Genomic DNA, 17,533 nt, shown 5'->3' with positions numbered 1-17,533 from the left:
CCCGGGTGCGGGAGGGGCCATCGTCGGGTCTACCGGGTGGGCACCGGGGCGTAGCCGGCGGCCCGGGTGGTGAAGGTGCCCCGGCCCTGGGTCCGGCTGCGCAGCCGGGTCGCGTAGCCGAACACCTCGGCCAGCGGCACGGTCGCGGTGATCACAACCGTCGCCGCCTTGGAGGTCGAGCCCGAGATCCGGCCGCGCCGCGCCGCCAGGTCGCCCAGCACCCCGCCGGCGGCGTCGTCGGGCACGGTGGCCGTGACCTCGACCACCGGCTCCAGCAGCAGCATGCGGCTGGCGCACAGCGCCTCCCGCAGCGCGAGCCGGCCGGCCGTACGGAAGGCCATCTCCGAGGAGTCCTTGGGATGGGTGGCTCCGTCCGTCAGGGTGACCCGCAGGCCCGTGACCGGGTGGCCGCCGAGGGGGCCGCCGGCCAGCGCGTCCCGGCAGCCTGCCTCCACCGCCCGGACGTACTCCCGTGGCACCCGCCCGCCGACGACGGTCGAGCGGAACGCGAAACCCGTCGCACTGCCGTCGGAGTCGGGGGCAGGCTCCAGCGGTTCCACGTCCAGGACGACGTGGGCGAACTGGCCGGCGCCTCCCTCCTGCTTGACGTGCCGGTACAGCAGGCCGGACACGCCGCGGGCGACCGTCTCCCGGTAGGAGACCTGCGGCCGGCCGACGCCGACGTCGAGCCCGTGGGCGCGACGGATCTTCTCCGCCGCGACCTCCAGGTGCAGCTCGCCCAGCCCCGACAGCACCGTCTGGCCGGTCTCGGCGTCGGTCCGGACCACCAGCGACGGGTCCTCCTCGACCAGCCGCGCCAGCGCGGACGCCAACCGGTCGGCATCGGTGCTCCTGCGGGCCTCGATTGCCACGGACACTACCGGGTCGGCCACCTTCGGCGGTTCGAGCAGCAACGGCGCCGCGGGCGCGCACAGGGTGGCGCCGGTGCGGGCCGCCTTCAGCCCGACCACCGCGACGATCTCCCCGGCCGCCGCCTGGTCCACCTCGGTGTGCCGGTCGGCCCGCACCCGCAGGATCCGGCCGATCCGCTCGGTGCGGCCCGCGCCGACGTCCAGCACCGTGTCTCCCTTCCGCATCGTTCCCGAGTACACGCGCAGGTAGGTCAGCCGCCCGGTCGCGGACGAGTGCACCTTGAACACCAGCGCGGCCAACGGCGCCGCCGGGTCGGCGGCGCGCTCCTGCACCGTTCCGTCGTGCGTGCCGCGCACCGCGGGCACGTCCAGCGGTGAGGGCAGGTACGAGACCACGGCGTCCAGCAGCGGCTCGATCCCGCGGTTGCGGTAGGCCGACCCGCACAGCACCACCACGCCCGCACCGGTACGGGTCAGCTCGCGCAGCGCGGCGGCGAGGGTCCCCGCGGAGATCTCCGGCTCCGCGCAGAACTCCTCCAACGCGCCCGGATGCAGCTCGGCCACCGCCTCCTCGAGCAGCCGACGACGGCGCCGCGCCTCCTCGCGCAGGGCGTCCGGCACCGGGCCCTCCTCGTACGTGTCGCAGCCGTCGGACCAGACCAGCGCCCGCATGCGCAGCAGGTCGATCACCCCGGTGAAGCCGTCCTCCTGCCCGATCGGCAGCTGGACCACCAGCGGGGCACCGTGTAACCGGTCACGGATCGTCTCGACCGCGGCGTCGAGGTCGGCGCCGGCGCGGTCCAGCTTGTTGACGAACGCGATCCGCGGCACCCCGTACCGGTCGGCCTGCCGCCACACCGTCTCGCTCTGCGGTTCGACTCCCGCGACACCGTCGAACACGGCGACCGCGCCGTCGAGCACCCGCAGCGAGCGCTCCACCTCGTCGGAGAAGTCGACGTGGCCCGGGGTGTCGATCAGGTTGATCCGGTGGCCGTCCCAGGCGCAGCTGACCGCCGCGGCGAAGATGGTGATGCCGCGATCGCGCTCCTGGGAGTCGAAGTCGGTGACGGTCGTCCCGTCGTGCACCTCGCCACGCTTGTAGGTGGTGCCGGTGACGTACAGGATCCGTTCGGTGATGGTGGTCTTGCCGGCGTCGACGTGGGCGAGAATGCCCAGGTTGCGGACGCCGGTCAGCGAGTCGGTGAGATGACGGTGCAGGTCGGTACGCACAGCCCGAGTCCCTTCAGGACGATCTACACAGGACAGCGCGATTCCCGGACGGAACAGCCTGAAGGCCGACCAGACGAATAGATCAGCTTGGTGCCGGGCAGACAGGGATCAGGTGTTCGCCGGAGACGTCCAGTGACGGCCGCGCAGCCGGCACCGGGTCGACGAAGACACCAGGATCACCTCGTACCGTGACGGGGGGATGACCGCAGCGGTGCTGTTGCGCACGGCCGGCTCCCCTCGCTCGTCAATGCGCGCGCCGCAGAGTCGCCGCAGGGTCGCGGTGGCGCGCCGTTCGTGGCGAGTGTAACGAGACGAGTGTTCAGGGAGAACCGATTTATTCGGTGCCCACGACGTCTCTGAGGGCCGCCGCCGCCACGTTGCGGGGCATCCGGCCGAAGATCAGGCCGTGGAACGGGGAGATCAGCCACCAGTAGAGGTGGCCGAGCAGGCCGTGCGGGTGGAAGACGGCACGCTGGTGATAGACGGTCCGGCCGTTCTCGCGTGACTGGCTGAGTTCCAGCCAGGCCAGGCCGGGCAGTCGCATCTCGGCTCGCAGCCTGAGCAGGCGTCCGGGCTCGACCTCCTCCACCCGCCAGAAGTCGACGGTGTCGCCCACGCGCAGCCGCCGGGGGTCGCGGCGGCCGCGGCGCAGGCCGACGCCGCCGACCAGGCGGTCGAGGACGCCGCGGACGCGCCAGGCCACGGGGAGGGAGTACCAGCCGTTCTCGCCGCCGATCCCCTCGATGACCCGCCACAACGCGTCCGGGTCGGCGTCGACGGGCCTGCTGCGCCGGTCGACGTAGAGGCTGCCGCCCGCCCAGTCGGGGTCGGTGGGGAGCGGGTCGCTCGGGGCGCCCGGCGTGGACGCCGACGACCACCGGGTGGCGACGTCCGCCTCCCTGATCTTGTGGAGGGCCCGGGAGACGGCCTCGCGGAAGCCGATCAGCCCTTCCGGCGGGTCCGGGACGTACCGGGCGATGTCGTGCTCCCGGCAGACGGCCGGGTCGCGCAGGGACTCCACCAGTGGACGCGCGATGGTGGCGGGGACCGGCGTGACCAGGCCGACCCAGAGGCTGGACAGCGACGGGGTCAGCATCGGCACCGGGATGATCAGGCGGTGCGGCAGGCCGGCGACCGCGGCGTAGCCGTGCATCATGGCCGCGTAGGTCAGCACGTCGGGGCCGCCGATGTCGAAGGCCCGGTTGACCTCGCCGGGAACGCTCGCCCAGGCGACCAGGTAGCGCAGCACGTCGCGGACGGCGATGGGCTGGGTGAGGGTGTGCACCCAGCGAGGCGTCGTCATCACCGGCAGCCGTTCGGTGAGGTAGCGCAGCATCTCGAAGGAGGCCGAGCCCGCCCCGATGATCATCGCGGCCCGTAGCGCCACGGTCGGCACGGCGGACCGCAGGAAGATCTCGCCGACCTCGGCCCGCGAGCTCATGTGCGGCGACAGTTTCCCGCCCGGCGCGAGACCGCCGAGGTAGACGATCCGCCGGACCCCCGCCCGCTCGGCGGCCGCGGCGAAGGTGCGGGCCGCCTCCCGGTCGGCCGCCGCGAACCCGCTGCCGCCGCCCATCGTGTGGATCAGGTAGTAGGCGGTGTCGACGCCTCCCAGCGCCGCCGCCGTGTCCTCGGCGTCGCGCGCGTCGGCTTCGGCGATCTCGGCCTGTCCCGCCCAGGGCAGGTCGCGCAGCCGCTCCGGGGAGCGGACCATGCAGCGGACGTCGTGGCCGGCGGCGAGCAGCTCGGGGCCGAGCCGCCCGCCCAGGTATCCGGTCGCCCCCGTGACCAGGCATCGAGCCATGGATACCCCCTCACCCGTTCCGGCACCTCCGCATCAGAGGTGCGGCAAGATTTCCGGCAAAATCCGTCAGAGCACCTGCGCGATGATCTGCGGGGTCTCGGGGGAGGGGTGCGTCTCCAGGGTGTGGCGCTCCGCAGGGGTGATGAGCCCGAGGTCGTCCAGGACGGCGGCGGCCGCGCGCGCGACGCGCGCCCCGCCCTGGTCAGGTGGGGCGCAGGTCGTCCGGGTACGGCGAGAAGTAGCTCTGGGCGCGGACGTAGGCGGCCGCCTCGCCCTGGGCGTCGAGGAGCAGCAGGGCCGCCGGGACGCACAGCGGCACCAGGCCCGCCCGGTACAAGCCGATCGCCTCGACCAGCCGGGCCCGCCGGCCGGGGGCGAGCGTGATCATGCCCATGCAGTGGTGCAGCACGTTGATGTTCGTGCCGACGGTGGCCTTCCTGGCGAGCGCGGCGCGGAAGCTCTCCGCGTAGGCGGCGGCCAGCTCGGCGCGCGGGCATACCCCCGCCTGGGCCACCGCACGGCCCGTCTCGCGGTAGCCGGGCGGGTCGTGGGCGAGGATCTGCATCTTGTGCCGGGTGTGGAAGGCGACCAGGTCGTGGGGGCGCCAGTCGCTGTCCAGGAACTCGCGCAGCCGGGCGTGGGCGAAGAGCCGCTCCACGAAGCGCTCCCTGAGCTGGGCGTCGTGCAGCCGCCCCTCGTCCTGCACGGGCAGCAGCGGGTGCGCGCCGTGCAGCCGTCCCTCCTCCTCCATGGGCAGCAGCGGGCGCGCGTCGGTGACGGCTGCGTCAGGCGGGCCGCTCACCGGGACGGCCTTGAACACGTAGCCGTCCACGTCGAGTGTGCCCAGGCCCGCCTCCGTCTCCGGGGAGATCGGCACCCAGTCGACGTACGGGTCGAGCGGGCCGTACAGGAACCGGTCGCGGCTGTGCCCGCCAGGCTCGCCGAGCAGGCCGCTCGACAGGGCGACCCTGGGCCTGGTCATGCCGTCGCCAGCAGCCTGGACAGGCGGTGCAGGCCGCGCGCGGTCCTGGCCTTGACGGTGCCGAGCGGCACGCCAAGCCGCTCGGAGATCTCGCGCTGGCTGAGGTCGCCGTAGTAGGCCAGCACGATGGCCTGGCGCTGGGCGGCGGGCAGCGCGGCGAGCACCCTGCGGATCAGGTCCCGGTCGGCCAGCTCGTCGCCGTCGGCACGGCCATCGTGTCCTGCGGGATCGCCGGCGGCTTCCAGCGGGACGGTGGGCGGGCGGCGGGTTCGCAGGTGGTCCACGGCGCGTTTGCGGCTGATGCCGAGCAGCCACGCCTCCAGGCTCCTGGACGGGTCGAACCGGTCCCGTGATCGCCACACCTCGACGAAGACCACCTGCGTCACGTCGTCGACGTCCTGCGGGGGCACGAAGCGCCGCAGGTAGGAGCGGACCAGCGAGGCGTGGGTGCGGTAGCAGTCGGCGAGCGCGTCCATCGAAGCCTCCCTGGTGGAGATAACCTACTCAAAACTTATTCAATCCGAGCCGGCAAGAGGGCTCAACCAAGGTGAGGGAGATCAGTCCAGGGCCGCCGTCGCGATCAGGGAGACCGCCTCGTCCAGCGAGGACAGCCTGGCGATCCTGGACGGCAGCTCGCCCCACCAGCCGGGGCCGCCGATGACGACCCGCGCGGGCGGGCGCAGGGCGGGCAGCGCGGTCAGCGGAGCGGGGTCGCCGGTGGCCGCCTGCTGCGACCAGACGAAGACGACCGAGGGGCCCAGCCGGCGCATCGCGTCGGCCAGCGCCGGGTACGGGGTGCGGGCGCCCAGCACCCGCGTCTCCACCCGCCGGTGCACGGACAGCGTGGCGGCCAGCGCGTGGACCGGCAGGGTGTGCTGCTCGTCCTCGGCGCATGCCAGCAGCACCGGACGGACGTTGACCGGCCGCTCGGGCCGCTCGGCCAGGGGGTGCAGCGCGGCGAGGAGCCGATCGGAGAACAGATGCTCGACGTCGATCGCCGCGCCGGTCTCGGCCTGCCTGCGGCAGATCGTCCCGAACGCCGGGCGGACCAGGTGCTCCCACGTCCAGGCCACGCCGTGCCGGGCCAGGGCGGTGGCGAGCCCGGCGTCGACGGCCCGGCCGTCGAGCGTCAGCGCCGCACGCGCCAGCCTCGCAGCCGAGGGCACCTGCCCGGCCGTCCGCGCCTGCTCGTCCGGTCCCGGCTGGTCGTCTGGCCGTGCCGGGGCCTCCGTCCTGCCCGCCGGTTCCCCATCCAGGGGGACGCCGCGCAGGCGGAGGGCCCGCCGGGCGGCCTCGGCGGGAGCGACGCCCGAGTGGATCAGCCGGTTCATCTCCTCCAGACGGAGCAGATCGGCCGTGTCGTAACGGCGGTGGCCGCCGGGGCTGCGGCGGCTGGGGCCGATGCCGTACCGCAGGTTCCAGGTCCGCAGCGTGGGGGCGGGCACGCCGAGCCGCCGGGAGACGGCGCCGATGCCGTACCCCGGTTCCTCCTCGGCGGTCAGCGCGCCGATCTCGTCCATGCCGGGCGCCCCCGTTCGCGGTCCCTCGCCCATTCTTTCGGACGCGGACGCCCCCAGGTTGCAACCGCCGGCGCCCCCGCCCACGAATACCCAGGTGATGGAGACCGCGATCGTGCTGTTCACCCGGGACCTGCGGGTCCACGACCATCCGGCCCTGGCCGCGGCGTGCGCGACGGCCCGCCGGGTGGTGCCGCTGTTCGTGCTCGACCCGGCGGTGCCCGCCGGGCGGCGGCGGCCGTTCCTGCTCGACTGCCTCCGTGACCTGCGCGACTCGCTCCGCGAGCGCGGCGGCGACCTGCTGGTCCGGCAGGGCGACGTGGTCGCGGAGACGATGCGGCTGGTTCAGGAGACGTCCGCGGAGGCTGTCCACGTCAGCGCCGACGTCAGCTCGCTCGCGCGGGCCAGGCAGCGGCGGCTGGCGGCCGACCGGATCGAGTTCCGGACGTTCCCCGGCGTCACCGTCGTCTCGCCCGGCCTGCTGCGGCCGTCCGGTGGCGGCGACCACTACCGCGTGTTCACCCCCTACTGGCGGGCCTGGTCCGCGGCGCCTCACCGGGCTGCCGCCGAGCCTCCGGCCGCCGTCCGGATCCCGCCGGGGCTGGACCCCGGCCACCTTCCCGGCCGGCCGTCCGATGGCGGCGTCCGGGGAGGCGAGCGCGCGGCCCGCGCGCGCCTGGCGGAGTGGATCCGGACCGGCCTGGACGGCTACGCCGAAGGCCACGACGACCTGGCCGGCGACCGCACCTCCCGGCTGAGCCCGTTCCTGCGCTTCGGCTGCCTGTCGCCGCTGGAACTGGCCGCGCTGCCGAACGACGACTTCGTCCGGCAACTGTGCTGGCGTGACTTCTACCACCAGGTCGCCTTCGCCTTCCCGGAACTGAACCGGCGCGACTACCGGCCCAGGGGCACCCGCTGGCGCGAGGACGAGGAGGCTGCGGAGGCCTGGCGGGCGGGCATGACGGGAATCCCCATCGTCGACGCGGGCATGCGGCAGCTGCGCGCCGAGGGCTGGATGCACGGCCGCGCCCGCCTGATCACCGCGTCCTACCTGGTCAAGCAGCTGCGGATCGACTGGCGGGTGGGCGCGGACCACTTCTTCGAGCTGCTGCTCGACGGCGACGTGGCCGACAACTCCGGCAACTGGCAGTGGATCGCCGGCACCGGCAACGACACCCGTCCCCACCGCACGTTCAACCCCCTCCGCCAGGCCAGACGCTTCGACCCCGACGGCGCGTACGTGCGCAGGCACGTCCCCGAGCTGGCCGACGTGCCGACGCGGCTGATCCACGAGCCCTGGACGTCACCCGTGCCGATCAGCGGCTACCCGCGCCCCCTGACCGTCCTGTAGGGCTCGGCAGTCCGGCGCGTTCCCTCCTCGCAGCCGAGCGGCGGCGCACCCCCGAAAGGGCTGACGGTTCGTTGGTCAGGCCTTGTGACCAGGCACGATGCCTTTGCGTGTGTTTGGAGTCGGCGTACCTCGCCCTGTACTCTCTGTCGAACGGTTTCGGCCAGGTCCTCCACGGTTGTTGCTCAATGCGACCAGTGCCCCCCTGGACGCCAACCCGTCGGTCGGGTCCTCCCCTGGACGTCGACTCGTCGGTGAAGCTCTTTGATCCCATGCGTTCCGCCCAGTGCTGCCCAGTGCTGGACGCTGCCGGTCTTTGACCGCCTGCGCGGTCGCCACGGGATCAGTCCCCAGGTCCACTCCTCTGGTCTGGAGCCGATCTTGGTTCGCGGGGGGCCAAGAAAGATCTCCTAGCTCCGGAGGAGCATGTGAACAAACGAATCGGCATCGTGTTCTGTATGACCACGTCGCTGCTGGCGCTCACAGGCGGAGCCGCCATGGCCGACACGCACTCGGGAGCCCGGTCGTCCTTGCAGACGAGCCTGGACGCCGTCGTCGACGGCGGCTCGGTCGCCGCGATCGCCGAGGTCCGCAACGGCGAGAAGGTGTGGCGGGGCAGCAGCGGCAAGTCGAAGGTCGACGGCGACCACTCCCCGCCGCCCAGCGCGCGGTTCCGCGCCGGGAGCATCACCAAGTCCTTCACCGCGACCGTCGTGCTGCAGCTCGTGGGCGAGGGCAGGCTGAGCCTGTCCGACAGCGTCGAGCACTGGCTGCCCGGACTCGTCGGCAACGGCGACTCGATCACCGTCAGGCAGCTGCTCCAGCACATGAGCGGCCTGCCGGAGTACTCCACGGGCCTGCTCGACCGCGCGGGCATCCCGAAGCAGCGATACCGCACCTGGGCCCCGAAGGAACTGGTGGAGAGGGCCCTGGAGGCTCCTCCTGCCTTCTCTCCGGGAGCCAAGTACGAGTACTCCAACACCAACTACATCGTGCTCGGCATGATCATCGAGAAGGTGACCGGCAAGCCGTACGGCACGGAGATCAAGGAGCGGATCCTGCGTCCGCTGGGCTTGACCCGCACCTGGCTCCCGGGAACCTCGCCGGAGGTGACCGGTCCGCACGCCCACGGGTACGCGGCGGTCGAGAAGAACGGCAAGATCACCAGCGTCGACGTCACCAGGTTCAACCCGACGCTGACCGGCGCCGCCGGTGAGATCATCTCCACCACCGCCGACCTCAACCGGTTCTTCCGCGCCCTGCTCGGCGGCAAGCTGCTCAAGCCCGCCCAGTTGAAGGAGATGAAGGACCCCGGCGCCGCGGGCGGCTACGGGCTGGGCCTGGAGGTCGTTCCGCTGCCCTGCGGCACCGCGTACGGGCACACAGGCGAAACCCCCGGCTACGTCACGGGGTCCTTCACCTCGGCAGACGGCACTCGGCAGGTCACTCTGGCGACCACCCCGTTCGCCGGCGACTCGGCATCCGCGGCGAAGAGCCTCCTGAGAACCGCGCTCTGCGACTAGCCAGGGCCGGTCTGATCGAGCCCGGAACGTGCGGGGGAGTTCACTGCCGGCGCGGTTAGGGACAGGTACGCCGTCATCGGCTTCGACCAGCCGAAAGGCCGCTTCCAGGGCGCTGGAAGCGGCCTTCCGTCGCGGTTCGGCCAGCCTTTTCAGGCTGCGCTCGCGTCGGCTAGTGGGTGCTTCCCATGTGCGGGCCGCGCCACTCGCCGCCGTGCCAGCTGCCGTGCCAGCTGCCGTGCCAGCCGCGCCAGCCGTGCCAGCCGTGCCAGCCGTGCCAGCCGTGCCAGCCGCGGCTCCTGCTGCACGTCACGCCGTGGCTGGTCCTGCAGCATGTGCGATTGCCTTTCCGCCAGCAGACTCTGGCCTCAGAGGTGTTCTTCTGCGGGCTGGCGGCCACGGTCGTCTTCGTGGGGCTGGTGGACGTTGAGGCCAGGGAGACCCCGGCCGGCCAGAGTACGAACGTGCTGAGGACTGCTGCTCCGAGCATCGACAGTCGCTTGGTGTGCATGCTGTCTCCTCCCGATGGGGACCCGCGCCTCTCGATGGAGGGACGCGAATCCAGAACCGGTCATATCGGCATATTCCCGGCATTTCACCCACCTACTCCTGACGTCTTCAGGGAGGGGTGGCGCGAAGCCATCGCGAGGAAGGCTCACATCAGGTCTGTGAGCAGGTCATCCGGCAGGGTGTGGGGCCGGTTCATCGCACTCCTCGCCACACCGGATCGGGTGCTTCGTGCTTCGCCGTCCGCATCAGGCGAACCCGGTCGTCCTGCGACGCCGGTTTCCGGGACGGTCGGCGCTACACCTGGCTGAGCACGCGTCGCCGGGCCCGCACGGCGCTGACGTACCGGGCGACACTTTCATAGGTGGCGTCCCGGACGAAGAGCATGTCGGTCGAGATCATGATGAGGGAGAAGGAGAGCAGCCCCATCAGCACGCCGATCCCGAGATGCATGCCCATCACCGCGACGAGTCCCACCCGCCTCGTCACCTTGTTCAACATCAGCAGCGGGAACGTCAGCTGGATGAACACCGCGGCGTAGGACCCCGCCGTGACCAGGAAGACGTTGTCGTAGATCAGGCGGCTCAGTCCGGGAAACGGCTGCACGTCCTCGATGCGGAGCGCGTAGTACAGCGCCGTTCCCTCCTGCCAGAAACGCCCCCGCACCTTCAGTAGACCGGTGTTCATGTAGAGGAGGCAGACCTGGAGCATCGCCGTGAGCAGCGCGGTGTTGTGCAGGATCGTCACGATCCGCCAGCGGAGGCTGCCCGTCGGCGGGCCGGAGAACGTCGATGCGTCGCCCGTGGTTCGCCTTGCCGCCCGCGTGGCGTCGAGTGACCAGCGGGCCGAGAGGTCGGCGAACGACAGGTAGATCAGGATCAGCTCCATGATGTCGTCGCCGCCGTCGAGCACCCACGGCTGCCGCTGGTGCCAGGACCACACCATGACGGCCAGCAGCGGCGTCACCCAGCGCGTTCGCCAGCCCACCAGGAAGAGCGCGGCCAGGACGATGAACGCGTGATAGAGGACGTCGAACAGGGCTCCCGAGTCGGAGAGGGCGAACAGCGAGAACGTGCCGTCCTGCGCCAGGCGCTCTTCGGTCAGGCCCAGGGTCCACGGCGACTCCGGGCCCCAGAGCAGGCGGCGGTCGCCGTAGTTGACCACCAGCAGGCTCAGCAGGACCAGGCCGTAGCCGATGCGCAGCGTCGCCAGGCCGTACAGCCCGTAGCGGATGGTGCTGATCCGCTCCACCGCGTCGAGGACGCGCCCGTGGATCCGGCCGAGTATCTCCCGGGAGGTGGGAAGCGGCTCCTGCTCGGTCTTCACGCGTGCGCCTCTTTCCAGAGCCGGACCGCCTCCGCCGTCACGGGCGACGCTTCCCACCAGTCGAAGTCGGTCTCGTTCGTGTCGTCCTCGCCGTCGTGCGGGTCCGCGAAGCGCGGATAGACGCGACTGGAGATCCGCATCTGCACCGCCGTGACCCCGTCACCCCATCGGGCCCGTGCCGCCAGAGTCAGGATCGTCCTCATGTGGCGCACCGCCTGAGCCTGGAGGAGCGGATCGGGAGGGCGTGGGGCTGCGCCGTCCTCGCCCTCGACGTCGTTGTCCGCGCTCTCGCCGGGTGGCTTGACATTGGCGTCCGCTATCAGCTGACGGCCACCCCCCACCAACCGGGTGATCCGCCCCGGGAGCGCGGTGCCGCGAACCTTGGCCAGCTCGGGCGCGCTGATGTCCAGCCAGCCGGTCTGGCTCTCCTGGCCGCCGGCGTTCCGGATCTTCGCGCGGACCAGGACGTGCGTGTTGGAGTCGATCGGGTCGGGTGCGAACAGCTCCCAGTTCTGGCGGAAGTAGGGGTTGAGATAGCCGTTGACGATCGGGGCGGTCATCGCGGAGATCGGATTCGAGGGGGCGGCGAAGAGAAAGACCGCCACGAAGTGGAAGACCAGGAACAGGGCGCAGCCGATGCACGCCAGGACGACGATCCGCCGCTTCCAGGCGGGCAGCGGGGTATGCGGATCCCGCGTGGCGCGCGGCTCGAGCGCGAACGTGCCTGTGCCCTGGGGCGGATCCGTCATGGACCACTGTCTCCCTCCCTGGGGCGTCGAACAGCCTTCGCCGGCCCGCTACTCCTACGCCATGATTGCGGGGAATTACACAGAGTCATTACCCGGGTGATCTCAAGGGGGCGGCGCGTCCGGGCAAAGCGATCTTGATGTTTCCGTCTGCTCCGGCCGGTGGGGCGCGCCGGCCGTTTCGGGTGCGCGCGCCGATTGCCGGCGGCGCAGCAATCAGATAGTGTCACTATCCAGCGATGGATAGTCGGGCTATCCAAGAGGAGTGGTCATGTTCTTGGTCGTCACCGTTCTCGCGATCGCCGTGCTGGCGTTCCGCCTGCTGGGCGTGGTCGGAGTGGGCCGGTTCGCCGGCTGGCAGGTCTGCGCGGCGCACGGCCTGGCGGTCATGCTCGTCGTCACCGCCAGTGCGCACTTCGTCCCGGCAGGGGTCACGGTCATGCCCAACCACGCCGACATGGTGCGCATGGTGCCGCCGTTCGTGCCGTTCCCGAGCTTCATGGTGTACGCGACCGGGGTGCTGGAACTGCTCGGGGCCGCCGGGCTCGTCCTGTCCGCCACACGGAGGGCGGCCGGGATCGCGCTCGCGGTGCTGTTCGTGCTGCTGCTCCCGGCCAACGTCCACGCCGCCGTCGCCGGCACGCCGTTCAACGGCGAGGTGGCCACGCCCCTGTGGTTCCGCATCCCGGAGCAGGTGCTGTACATCGGCGTCGCGCTCTGGGCGGCCAGGCCGGGCGGCGCCGCGACGGCCGGGCGGGCGAACGCCGCATCGCGCTCCCGTACCGGCGACCCGGCCGTTCAGACACCCTCTCGATGACCGCGCGATTCGCGTGTCATGCCGCTGTGCGCCCACCGGCGCCGCCTGACGTGCGGCGGGCAGGCCACGAATGGATCGTGATCGGGACGTGCGGTGCTTGACGGCATTGTTGCCGGTTGCGGTGGTTCGGTGGAGAGGGTGCCGGGGAGCACGTCCCAGGACGTGGATCGCGGCGAAGGAGCAGAGCGTATGGGCAGCAATCCTCCTGTCCCTCCTTTCACCCGGGAGAGCGCCATCGAGAAGGTGCGCCTGGCCGAGGACGGCTGGAACTCCCGCGACCCGGAGAAGGTGGCGCTGGCCTACACGCCCAACTCCTCCTGGCGCAACCGCGCCGAGTTCATCCGGGGACGCGAGGAGATCGTCGCGTTCCTCACCCGCAAGTGGACGAGGGAGCTCGACTACCGGCTCATCAAGGAGCTCTGGGCCTTCGAGGGCAACCGGATCGCGGTGCGTTTCGCCTACGAGTGTCACGACGACTCCGGGAACTGGTTCCGCTCCTTCGGCAACGAGAACTGGGAGTTCGACGACGACGGCCTGATGCGCAGGAGGCTGGCGTGCATCAACGACCTGCCGATCAAGGAGAGCGAGCGCACCTACCACTGGCCGCTGGGACGCCGTCCTGACGGCCACCCGGGGCTGAGCGACCTCGGCTTCTGACCGGGGTCAGGTGCCGGTGCTCTCGCGGAAGGCGAGCTGGTGGGCCACGCAGACCTCCTGCGGTTTGGCGGCCGCTCCGGCCAGCCGCTGCGCCAGCAGGTCCACCGCCGACTCGGCGATGGACGCCTTGTCGGGGGCGACCGTGGAGAGCGTCGGGGTGCTGAAGCGGCCGTCCTCGATGTCGTCGAAGCCCATCACCATGATGTCGCCGGGCACGTCGTGGCCGCGTGACAGCAGGGTGCGCATGGCGCCGAGGGCCAGGGTGTCGTTGAAGCAGAACACGGCGTCCAGGTCGGCGCCGGCGTCGAGGAGCGAGGCCATCGCGGCGGCGCCGTCGGTGCGAGCCCATCGCTTGACGTGGACGATCAGAGCCGGGTCGGCGGGGAGGCCGGCTTCTGCGAGCGCCTGCTGGTAGCCCTTGAGGCGGAGGCGGGCGGTGGCGCCGGAGGGGGTGTGCTGGGCGCCGATGGCGGCGATGCGCCGCCTGCCCAGCCCGGCCAGGTGGAGGGTCGCGGCGCGGGCGGCCGCGACGTTGTCGATGCTGACATGGTCGTACGGGGAGCGCCCGGTGCCGATGCGCTCGCCGAGCAGCACCAGCGGGGTGCGGTCTGCGCGCGTCGCCAGGTCGCGGGCGGTCAGGGCGAGAGGGCTGAAGAGCAGCCCGTCGATGAGGTGGGCGCGGATGCCGGAGACGACCAGGCGTTCCTTGTCGCGCGAGCCCTGGGTCTGGTCGATGAGGACGGTCCAGCCGCGCAGGTCGGCCGCCTTGATCACGTGCGTGGCGAGTTCCGCGAAGTAGGCGTTGTCCAGGTCGGGGACGGCCAGCGCGACCACGCCGGAACGTCCGGCGCGCAGGCTGCGGGCCGACAGGTTCGGACGGTAGGACAGCTCGGCGATCGCGGCCTCGACCCGGGCCCGGGTGTCGGGGCTCACATGCGGATACCCGTTGACCACGTTGGACACGGTCTTGATCGACACTCCGGCGTGTTCCGCGACGTCCTTGAGTCTCGGGCGCACCCCCATCCCTTCCATGCTGCCAAACCCTACAGCCAGGTGTTTACAACGATGTAACGAACCGCGCCAGCACGATTTACAACGTTGGAACCAACGATGTAAAACGTTGCCGTACCACATGGGCAGGAGTGATGCGGAATGTCCCTCGATAACCTCTCCAGGCGGCGTGTGCTCGGTCTCGGTCTCGGCGCCCTGGCGCTGACCGGATGCGGCGGCGGCGGCGGTGGCCCCAGGCAGGCCCAGGCGCCGGCCTCCGCCGCTCCGACCGCCTACGACGGGCCCGCCGTCTCCCTCTCGTTCTGGAACGGCTTCACCGGCGGCGACGGGCCGGTCATGAAGCGCCTCGTCGAGCAGTTCAACACCGAGAACCCGACCATCAAGGTCGCGATGAACGTCTACGAGTGGGCCGACTACTACGCGAAGGTTCCGGCCGCCGTCACCGCAGGTCAGGGCCCGGACCTCGGCATCATGCACGTCGACAGCGTCGCCACCAACGCGGCCCGCACCATCGTCCTCCCGCTGGACGACGTGGCCACGGCGCTGAGCCTGACCGAGGCCGACTTCTCGCCCCCGGTGTGGCGGGCCGGAGTCTACAAGGGCGCCCGCTACTCCATCCCGCTGGACGTCCACCCGCTCGGCCTGTTCTACAACAAGAAGGTCCTGTCCAAGGCCGGCCTCGACCCCGACAAACCGCCCACGACCGGCGAGGAGTACCTGACCGCGCTGGAGACGCTGAAGAAGGCCGGGGTGCAGGGCCACTGGGCCACGCCGTTCCAGTTCACCGGCAGCATGCAGTTCGGCAGCCTGCTCTACCAGCACGGCGGCCAGCTGTTCGCGGACGACGCGAGCGTGTCGCGCTTCGCCGAGGAGCCGGGCGTGCAGGCGCTGACCTGGCTGGTCGACCTCATCGCCAAGGGCTACAGCCCCAAGAACGTCGGCCAGGACGCGGACTTCCTCGCGCTGCAGAACGGCAAGGCGGCCTTCAACTGGAACGGCATCTGGAGCATCAACACGCTGCGCGAGGTCGAGGGCCTGGAGTGGGGAGTCGCGCCGCTGCCGCAGATCGGCGCCAAGCGGGCCGCGTGGGCGGGATCGCACCAGTTCGTGGTGTTCAGGCAGCGCCGTCCCGACCAGAACAAGCTGACCGCCGCCAAGGTGTTCATCAACTGGATCAGCAACCACTCGCTGGAGTGGGCCAAGGGCGGCCAGGTGCCCGCCCGCAGGTCGATCAGGGACGGCGCGGAGTTCCAGGCGCTGAAGGAGCAGGCCGCGATCGGCTCGCAGATCGACGACCTGTACTTCCTGCCGTCCGTCGCCGGAATCGGCGACGCCTCCGCGGTCGTGGACCAGGCGATCAACGCGGCCGTCCTGCTCAAGAAGAGCCCCAAGGACGCGCTGACGGAGGCCGCGGCCAAGGTCGACAAGATCCTGGAGCAGAACCGCAGGAAGTACGGCGCCTGATGACCGCGACGACCACGGCGAGCGCGCCGCGAGCGCGGGTCGCACCGGGGGAGTCGAGGGCGCCGAGGGCGGGACGGGCCACCCCGTACCTCTTCCTCGCCCCCTACCTGGTGCTGTTCTGCGTGTTCGTCCTGGCGCCCGCGCTGTTCGGGCTCTGGATGAGCCTGCACGACTGGGACTACCTGCTCCAGGGCCGGCCGTTCGTGGGCCTGGACAACTACACGGCCCTGTTCGACAGCGGGTCGGCCGTCTACGCCGACTTCTGGATGGCGATGCGGGCGACCGGCATCTTCACCCTGCTCAGCGTGCCGTTCCTGGTGGTGCTGCCGCTGGGGATGGCGTTGCTGCTCAACCGTCCGTTCCGGGGCAGGACGCTGTTCCGCGGGCTGTTCTTCGCGCCGTACGTGCTGGGCGTGGCGGTGGTCTGCCTGATGTGGCGGCTGCTGCTCGACACGCACCTGGGGCTGATCGACTGGGTGCTCGGCGCCGAGATCCCGTGGACGACCGCGACCCCGTGGGCGTGGGTGGCGCTGGTGGGCGTCACGGTCTGGTGGACGCTCGGGTTCAACTCGGTGATCTACCTGGCGGGCATGCAGGACATCCCGCGCGAGCTGTACGAGGCGGCCAAGGTCGACGGGGCGGGCCGGTGGGCGGAGTTCCGCCACGTCACGCTGCCGGGGCTGCGGCCCGTGACGCTGTTCGTGGTGACGACCACGATCCTGGCCTCGGCCAACATGTTCGGCCAGTCGTACCTGCTCACCCAGGGAGCGCCCGGCGGTGAGACGCGGACCGCGATCATGTACATCCTCCAGCAGGGGCTCGGCGACTACAAGATGGGCAGCGCCTCGGCGATGAGCTACCTGCTCACGCTCGCCCTGATCATCATCAGCGTCCTCAACTTCCGGCTGTTCAGGAGCCGCTCATGAGGCGCTACACGGTCCTGGTGGCCCTGGCGGTCGTGATCGCGGGCCCGCTGCTGTGGGCGCTGGCCACGTCGCTGAAGAGTCAGGCGGAGGCGACCAGGATGCCGCCCACGCTCCTCCCGGCGAAGCCGACCACCACGGCGTACGCCACCGTCTTCGAGGGCACCACCGAGACGCCGGTGCTGCGCTGGTTCGCCAACAGCCTGATCACGGCCACGGTCCACATGCTGCTCGTGCTGGTCGTGTCGTCGCTGGCGGCGTACGCGCTGGCGCGGCTGGAGTTCCGCGGCAAGAACGTGATGTTCGCCGTCATCGTCGGGACGCTGCTCGTGCCGGGCTTCGTGCTGCTCATCCCGCAGTTCCTCATCATCGACGGGCTCGGCTGGCTCGACAGCCTGACCGCGCTGATCGTGCCGGGCGCGGCGGGCGCGTTCGGGGTGTTCTTCCTGCGGCAGTTCTTCCTCGCCCTGCCCCGCGAACTGGACGAGGCCGCGCTGATCGAGGGCGCCAACCACTGGCACATCTTCCTGCGCATCACGCTCCCGCTGTCGCGGCCCGCCCTGGCGACGCTGGCCGTGCTCAGCTTCCTGAGTAACTGGAACGACTTCATCTGGCCGATCTACGTGATCTTCAGCCCCGACTACCTCACGCTTCCACCGGGGCTGTCGCTCCTGCAGGGCGCGTACTCGATCCACTACCCGGTGATCATGGCCGGGGCGGCGCTGGCCGCCGTGCCGGTGCTCATCCTGTTCGCGCTGACCCAGCGGTACGTCATCGAAGGAATCTCCCGCAGCGGCCTGAAAGGCTGA

16 protein-coding genes are annotated in these 17,533 nt (G+C 71.1%); 7 read left to right on the top strand and 9 right to left on the bottom strand.

What is annotated here, in order from left to right:
• Positions 1-29: 29 nt before the first annotated feature.
• From fusA to ABT294_RS32810, 5 genes are all read right to left on the bottom strand, one after another.
• On the bottom strand, positions 30-2,102 hold the full coding sequence (gene fusA / locus ABT294_RS32830) for an elongation factor G (RefSeq protein WP_350810191.1): 2,073 nt from the start codon (positions 2,100-2,102) through the stop codon (positions 30-32).
• Positions 2,103-2,436: 334 nt separating this feature from the next.
• Positions 2,437-3,906 (bottom strand): SDR family oxidoreductase, encoded by a 1,470-nt coding sequence (locus ABT294_RS32825; RefSeq protein WP_350810190.1) that lies wholly within the window; start codon positions 3,904-3,906, stop codon positions 2,437-2,439.
• A gap of 202 nt (positions 3,907-4,108) precedes the next feature.
• Positions 4,109-4,888, bottom strand: coding sequence for a YbgA family protein (locus ABT294_RS32820; protein WP_350810189.1), 780 nt, complete (start codon positions 4,886-4,888; stop codon positions 4,109-4,111).
• On the bottom strand, positions 4,885-5,364 hold the full coding sequence (locus ABT294_RS32815; RefSeq protein ID WP_350810188.1) for an RNA polymerase sigma factor: 480 nt from the start codon (positions 5,362-5,364) through the stop codon (positions 4,885-4,887). Before ABT294_RS32815 ends, ABT294_RS32820 begins: the two co-directional genes overlap by 4 nt.
• A gap of 81 nt (positions 5,365-5,445) precedes the next feature.
• Positions 5,446-6,408 carry a MerR family transcriptional regulator gene (locus ABT294_RS32810; RefSeq protein WP_350810187.1) on the bottom strand — a complete coding sequence of 321 codons (963 nt, stop codon included), beginning with the start codon at positions 6,406-6,408 and terminating at the stop codon, positions 5,446-5,448.
• Between the two features lie 97 nt (positions 6,409-6,505).
• Here ABT294_RS32810 and ABT294_RS32805 point away from each other — a divergent pair, with 97 nt between their 5' ends.
• Together ABT294_RS32805 and ABT294_RS32800 are read left to right on the top strand one after the other, a co-directional pair.
• Complete coding sequence (locus ABT294_RS32805; protein ID WP_350810186.1) at positions 6,506-7,756, top strand: cryptochrome/photolyase family protein; 1,251 nt, start codon at positions 6,506-6,508, stop codon at positions 7,754-7,756.
• Positions 7,757-8,211: 455 nt separating this feature from the next.
• Positions 8,212-9,276 carry a serine hydrolase domain-containing protein gene (locus tag ABT294_RS32800; protein ID WP_350810185.1) on the top strand — a complete coding sequence of 355 codons (1,065 nt, stop codon included), beginning with the start codon at positions 8,212-8,214 and terminating at the stop codon, positions 9,274-9,276.
• Between the two features lie 169 nt (positions 9,277-9,445).
• Here the strand turns inward: ABT294_RS32800 and ABT294_RS32795 are convergent, their stop codons facing one another.
• The 3 genes from ABT294_RS32795 to ABT294_RS32785 all read right to left on the bottom strand — a co-directional run bounded on the left by ABT294_RS32795 (position 9,446) and on the right by ABT294_RS32785 (position 11,855).
• Positions 9,446-9,784, bottom strand: coding sequence for a hypothetical protein (locus ABT294_RS32795; RefSeq protein ID WP_350810184.1), 339 nt, complete (start codon positions 9,782-9,784; stop codon positions 9,446-9,448).
• Positions 9,785-10,077: 293 nt separating this feature from the next.
• Positions 10,078-11,106 carry an HTTM domain-containing protein gene (locus ABT294_RS32790; RefSeq protein WP_350810183.1) on the bottom strand — a complete coding sequence of 343 codons (1,029 nt, stop codon included), beginning with the start codon at positions 11,104-11,106 and terminating at the stop codon, positions 10,078-10,080.
• Positions 11,103-11,855 carry a DUF5819 family protein gene (locus ABT294_RS32785; RefSeq protein WP_350810182.1) on the bottom strand — a complete coding sequence of 251 codons (753 nt, stop codon included), beginning with the start codon at positions 11,853-11,855 and terminating at the stop codon, positions 11,103-11,105. Before ABT294_RS32785 ends, ABT294_RS32790 begins: the two co-directional genes overlap by 4 nt.
• Before the next feature lie 268 nt (positions 11,856-12,123).
• Here ABT294_RS32785 and ABT294_RS32780 point away from each other — a divergent pair, with 268 nt between their 5' ends.
• Positions 12,124-12,669: a DoxX family protein gene (locus tag ABT294_RS32780; protein WP_350810181.1), complete on the top strand. Its 546-nt coding sequence runs from the start codon at positions 12,124-12,126 to the stop codon at positions 12,667-12,669.
• Positions 12,670-12,858: 189 nt separating this feature from the next.
• Positions 12,859-13,326, top strand: coding sequence for a nuclear transport factor 2 family protein (locus ABT294_RS32775; RefSeq protein ID WP_350810180.1), 468 nt, complete (start codon positions 12,859-12,861; stop codon positions 13,324-13,326).
• 6 nt (positions 13,327-13,332) lie between these two features.
• Here the strand turns inward: ABT294_RS32775 and ABT294_RS32770 are convergent, their stop codons facing one another.
• Positions 13,333-14,349, bottom strand: coding sequence for a LacI family DNA-binding transcriptional regulator (locus tag ABT294_RS32770; RefSeq protein ID WP_350810179.1), 1,017 nt, complete (start codon positions 14,347-14,349; stop codon positions 13,333-13,335).
• Positions 14,350-14,478: 129 nt separating this feature from the next.
• On the opposite strand from ABT294_RS32770, the gene ABT294_RS32765 reads away from it, so the two are divergent.
• The 3 genes from ABT294_RS32765 to ABT294_RS32755 are packed head-to-tail and all read left to right on the top strand — an operon-like array spanning position 14,479 to position 17,533.
• On the top strand, positions 14,479-15,801 hold the full coding sequence (locus tag ABT294_RS32765; protein ID WP_350810178.1) for an ABC transporter substrate-binding protein: 1,323 nt from the start codon (positions 14,479-14,481) through the stop codon (positions 15,799-15,801).
• Complete coding sequence (locus ABT294_RS32760; protein ID WP_350810177.1) at positions 15,801-16,727, top strand: carbohydrate ABC transporter permease; 927 nt, start codon at positions 15,801-15,803, stop codon at positions 16,725-16,727. Before ABT294_RS32765 ends, ABT294_RS32760 begins: the two co-directional genes overlap by 1 nt.
• A complete protein-coding gene (locus ABT294_RS32755; RefSeq protein WP_350810176.1) occupies positions 16,724-17,533 on the top strand; it encodes a carbohydrate ABC transporter permease in 810 nt (269 codons plus the stop codon). The genes ABT294_RS32760 and ABT294_RS32755 overlap by 4 nt, the downstream gene beginning before the upstream one ends.

This window comes from Nonomuraea sp. NPDC000554, from assembly GCF_040300065.1.
GTDB lineage: Bacteria > Actinomycetota > Actinomycetes > Streptosporangiales > Streptosporangiaceae > Nonomuraea.
The sequence above is the reverse complement of the archived record's forward strand: the minus strand, read 5'-3'. Positions and strand labels throughout refer to the sequence as shown.

Coding starts and splice junctions, on each gene's coding strand:
- ABT294_RS32825 (WP_350810190.1), bottom strand. CDS start 3,906: ATGGCTCGATGCCTGGTCACGGGGGCGACCGGATACCTGGGCGGGCGG.
- ABT294_RS32820 (WP_350810189.1), bottom strand. CDS start 4,888: ATGACCAGGCCCAGGGTCGCCCTGTCGAGCGGCCTGCTCGGCGAGCCT.
- ABT294_RS32815 (WP_350810188.1), bottom strand. CDS start 5,364: ATGGACGCGCTCGCCGACTGCTACCGCACCCACGCCTCGCTGGTCCGC.
- ABT294_RS32810 (WP_350810187.1), bottom strand. CDS start 6,408: ATGGACGAGATCGGCGCGCTGACCGCCGAGGAGGAACCGGGGTACGGC.
- ABT294_RS32805 (WP_350810186.1), top strand. CDS start 6,506: ATGGAGACCGCGATCGTGCTGTTCACCCGGGACCTGCGGGTCCACGAC.
- ABT294_RS32800 (WP_350810185.1), top strand. CDS start 8,212: ATGACCACGTCGCTGCTGGCGCTCACAGGCGGAGCCGCCATGGCCGAC.
- ABT294_RS32795 (WP_350810184.1), bottom strand. CDS start 9,784: ATGCACACCAAGCGACTGTCGATGCTCGGAGCAGCAGTCCTCAGCACG.
- ABT294_RS32785 (WP_350810182.1), bottom strand. CDS start 11,855: ATGACGGATCCGCCCCAGGGCACAGGCACGTTCGCGCTCGAGCCGCGC.
- ABT294_RS32780 (WP_350810181.1), top strand. CDS start 12,124: ATGTTCTTGGTCGTCACCGTTCTCGCGATCGCCGTGCTGGCGTTCCGC.
- ABT294_RS32775 (WP_350810180.1), top strand. CDS start 12,859: ATGGGCAGCAATCCTCCTGTCCCTCCTTTCACCCGGGAGAGCGCCATC.
- ABT294_RS32770 (WP_350810179.1), bottom strand. CDS start 14,349: ATGGGGGTGCGCCCGAGACTCAAGGACGTCGCGGAACACGCCGGAGTG.
- ABT294_RS32765 (WP_350810178.1), top strand. CDS start 14,479: ATGTCCCTCGATAACCTCTCCAGGCGGCGTGTGCTCGGTCTCGGTCTC.
- ABT294_RS32760 (WP_350810177.1), top strand. CDS start 15,801: ATGACCGCGACGACCACGGCGAGCGCGCCGCGAGCGCGGGTCGCACCG.
- ABT294_RS32755 (WP_350810176.1), top strand. CDS start 16,724: ATGAGGCGCTACACGGTCCTGGTGGCCCTGGCGGTCGTGATCGCGGGC.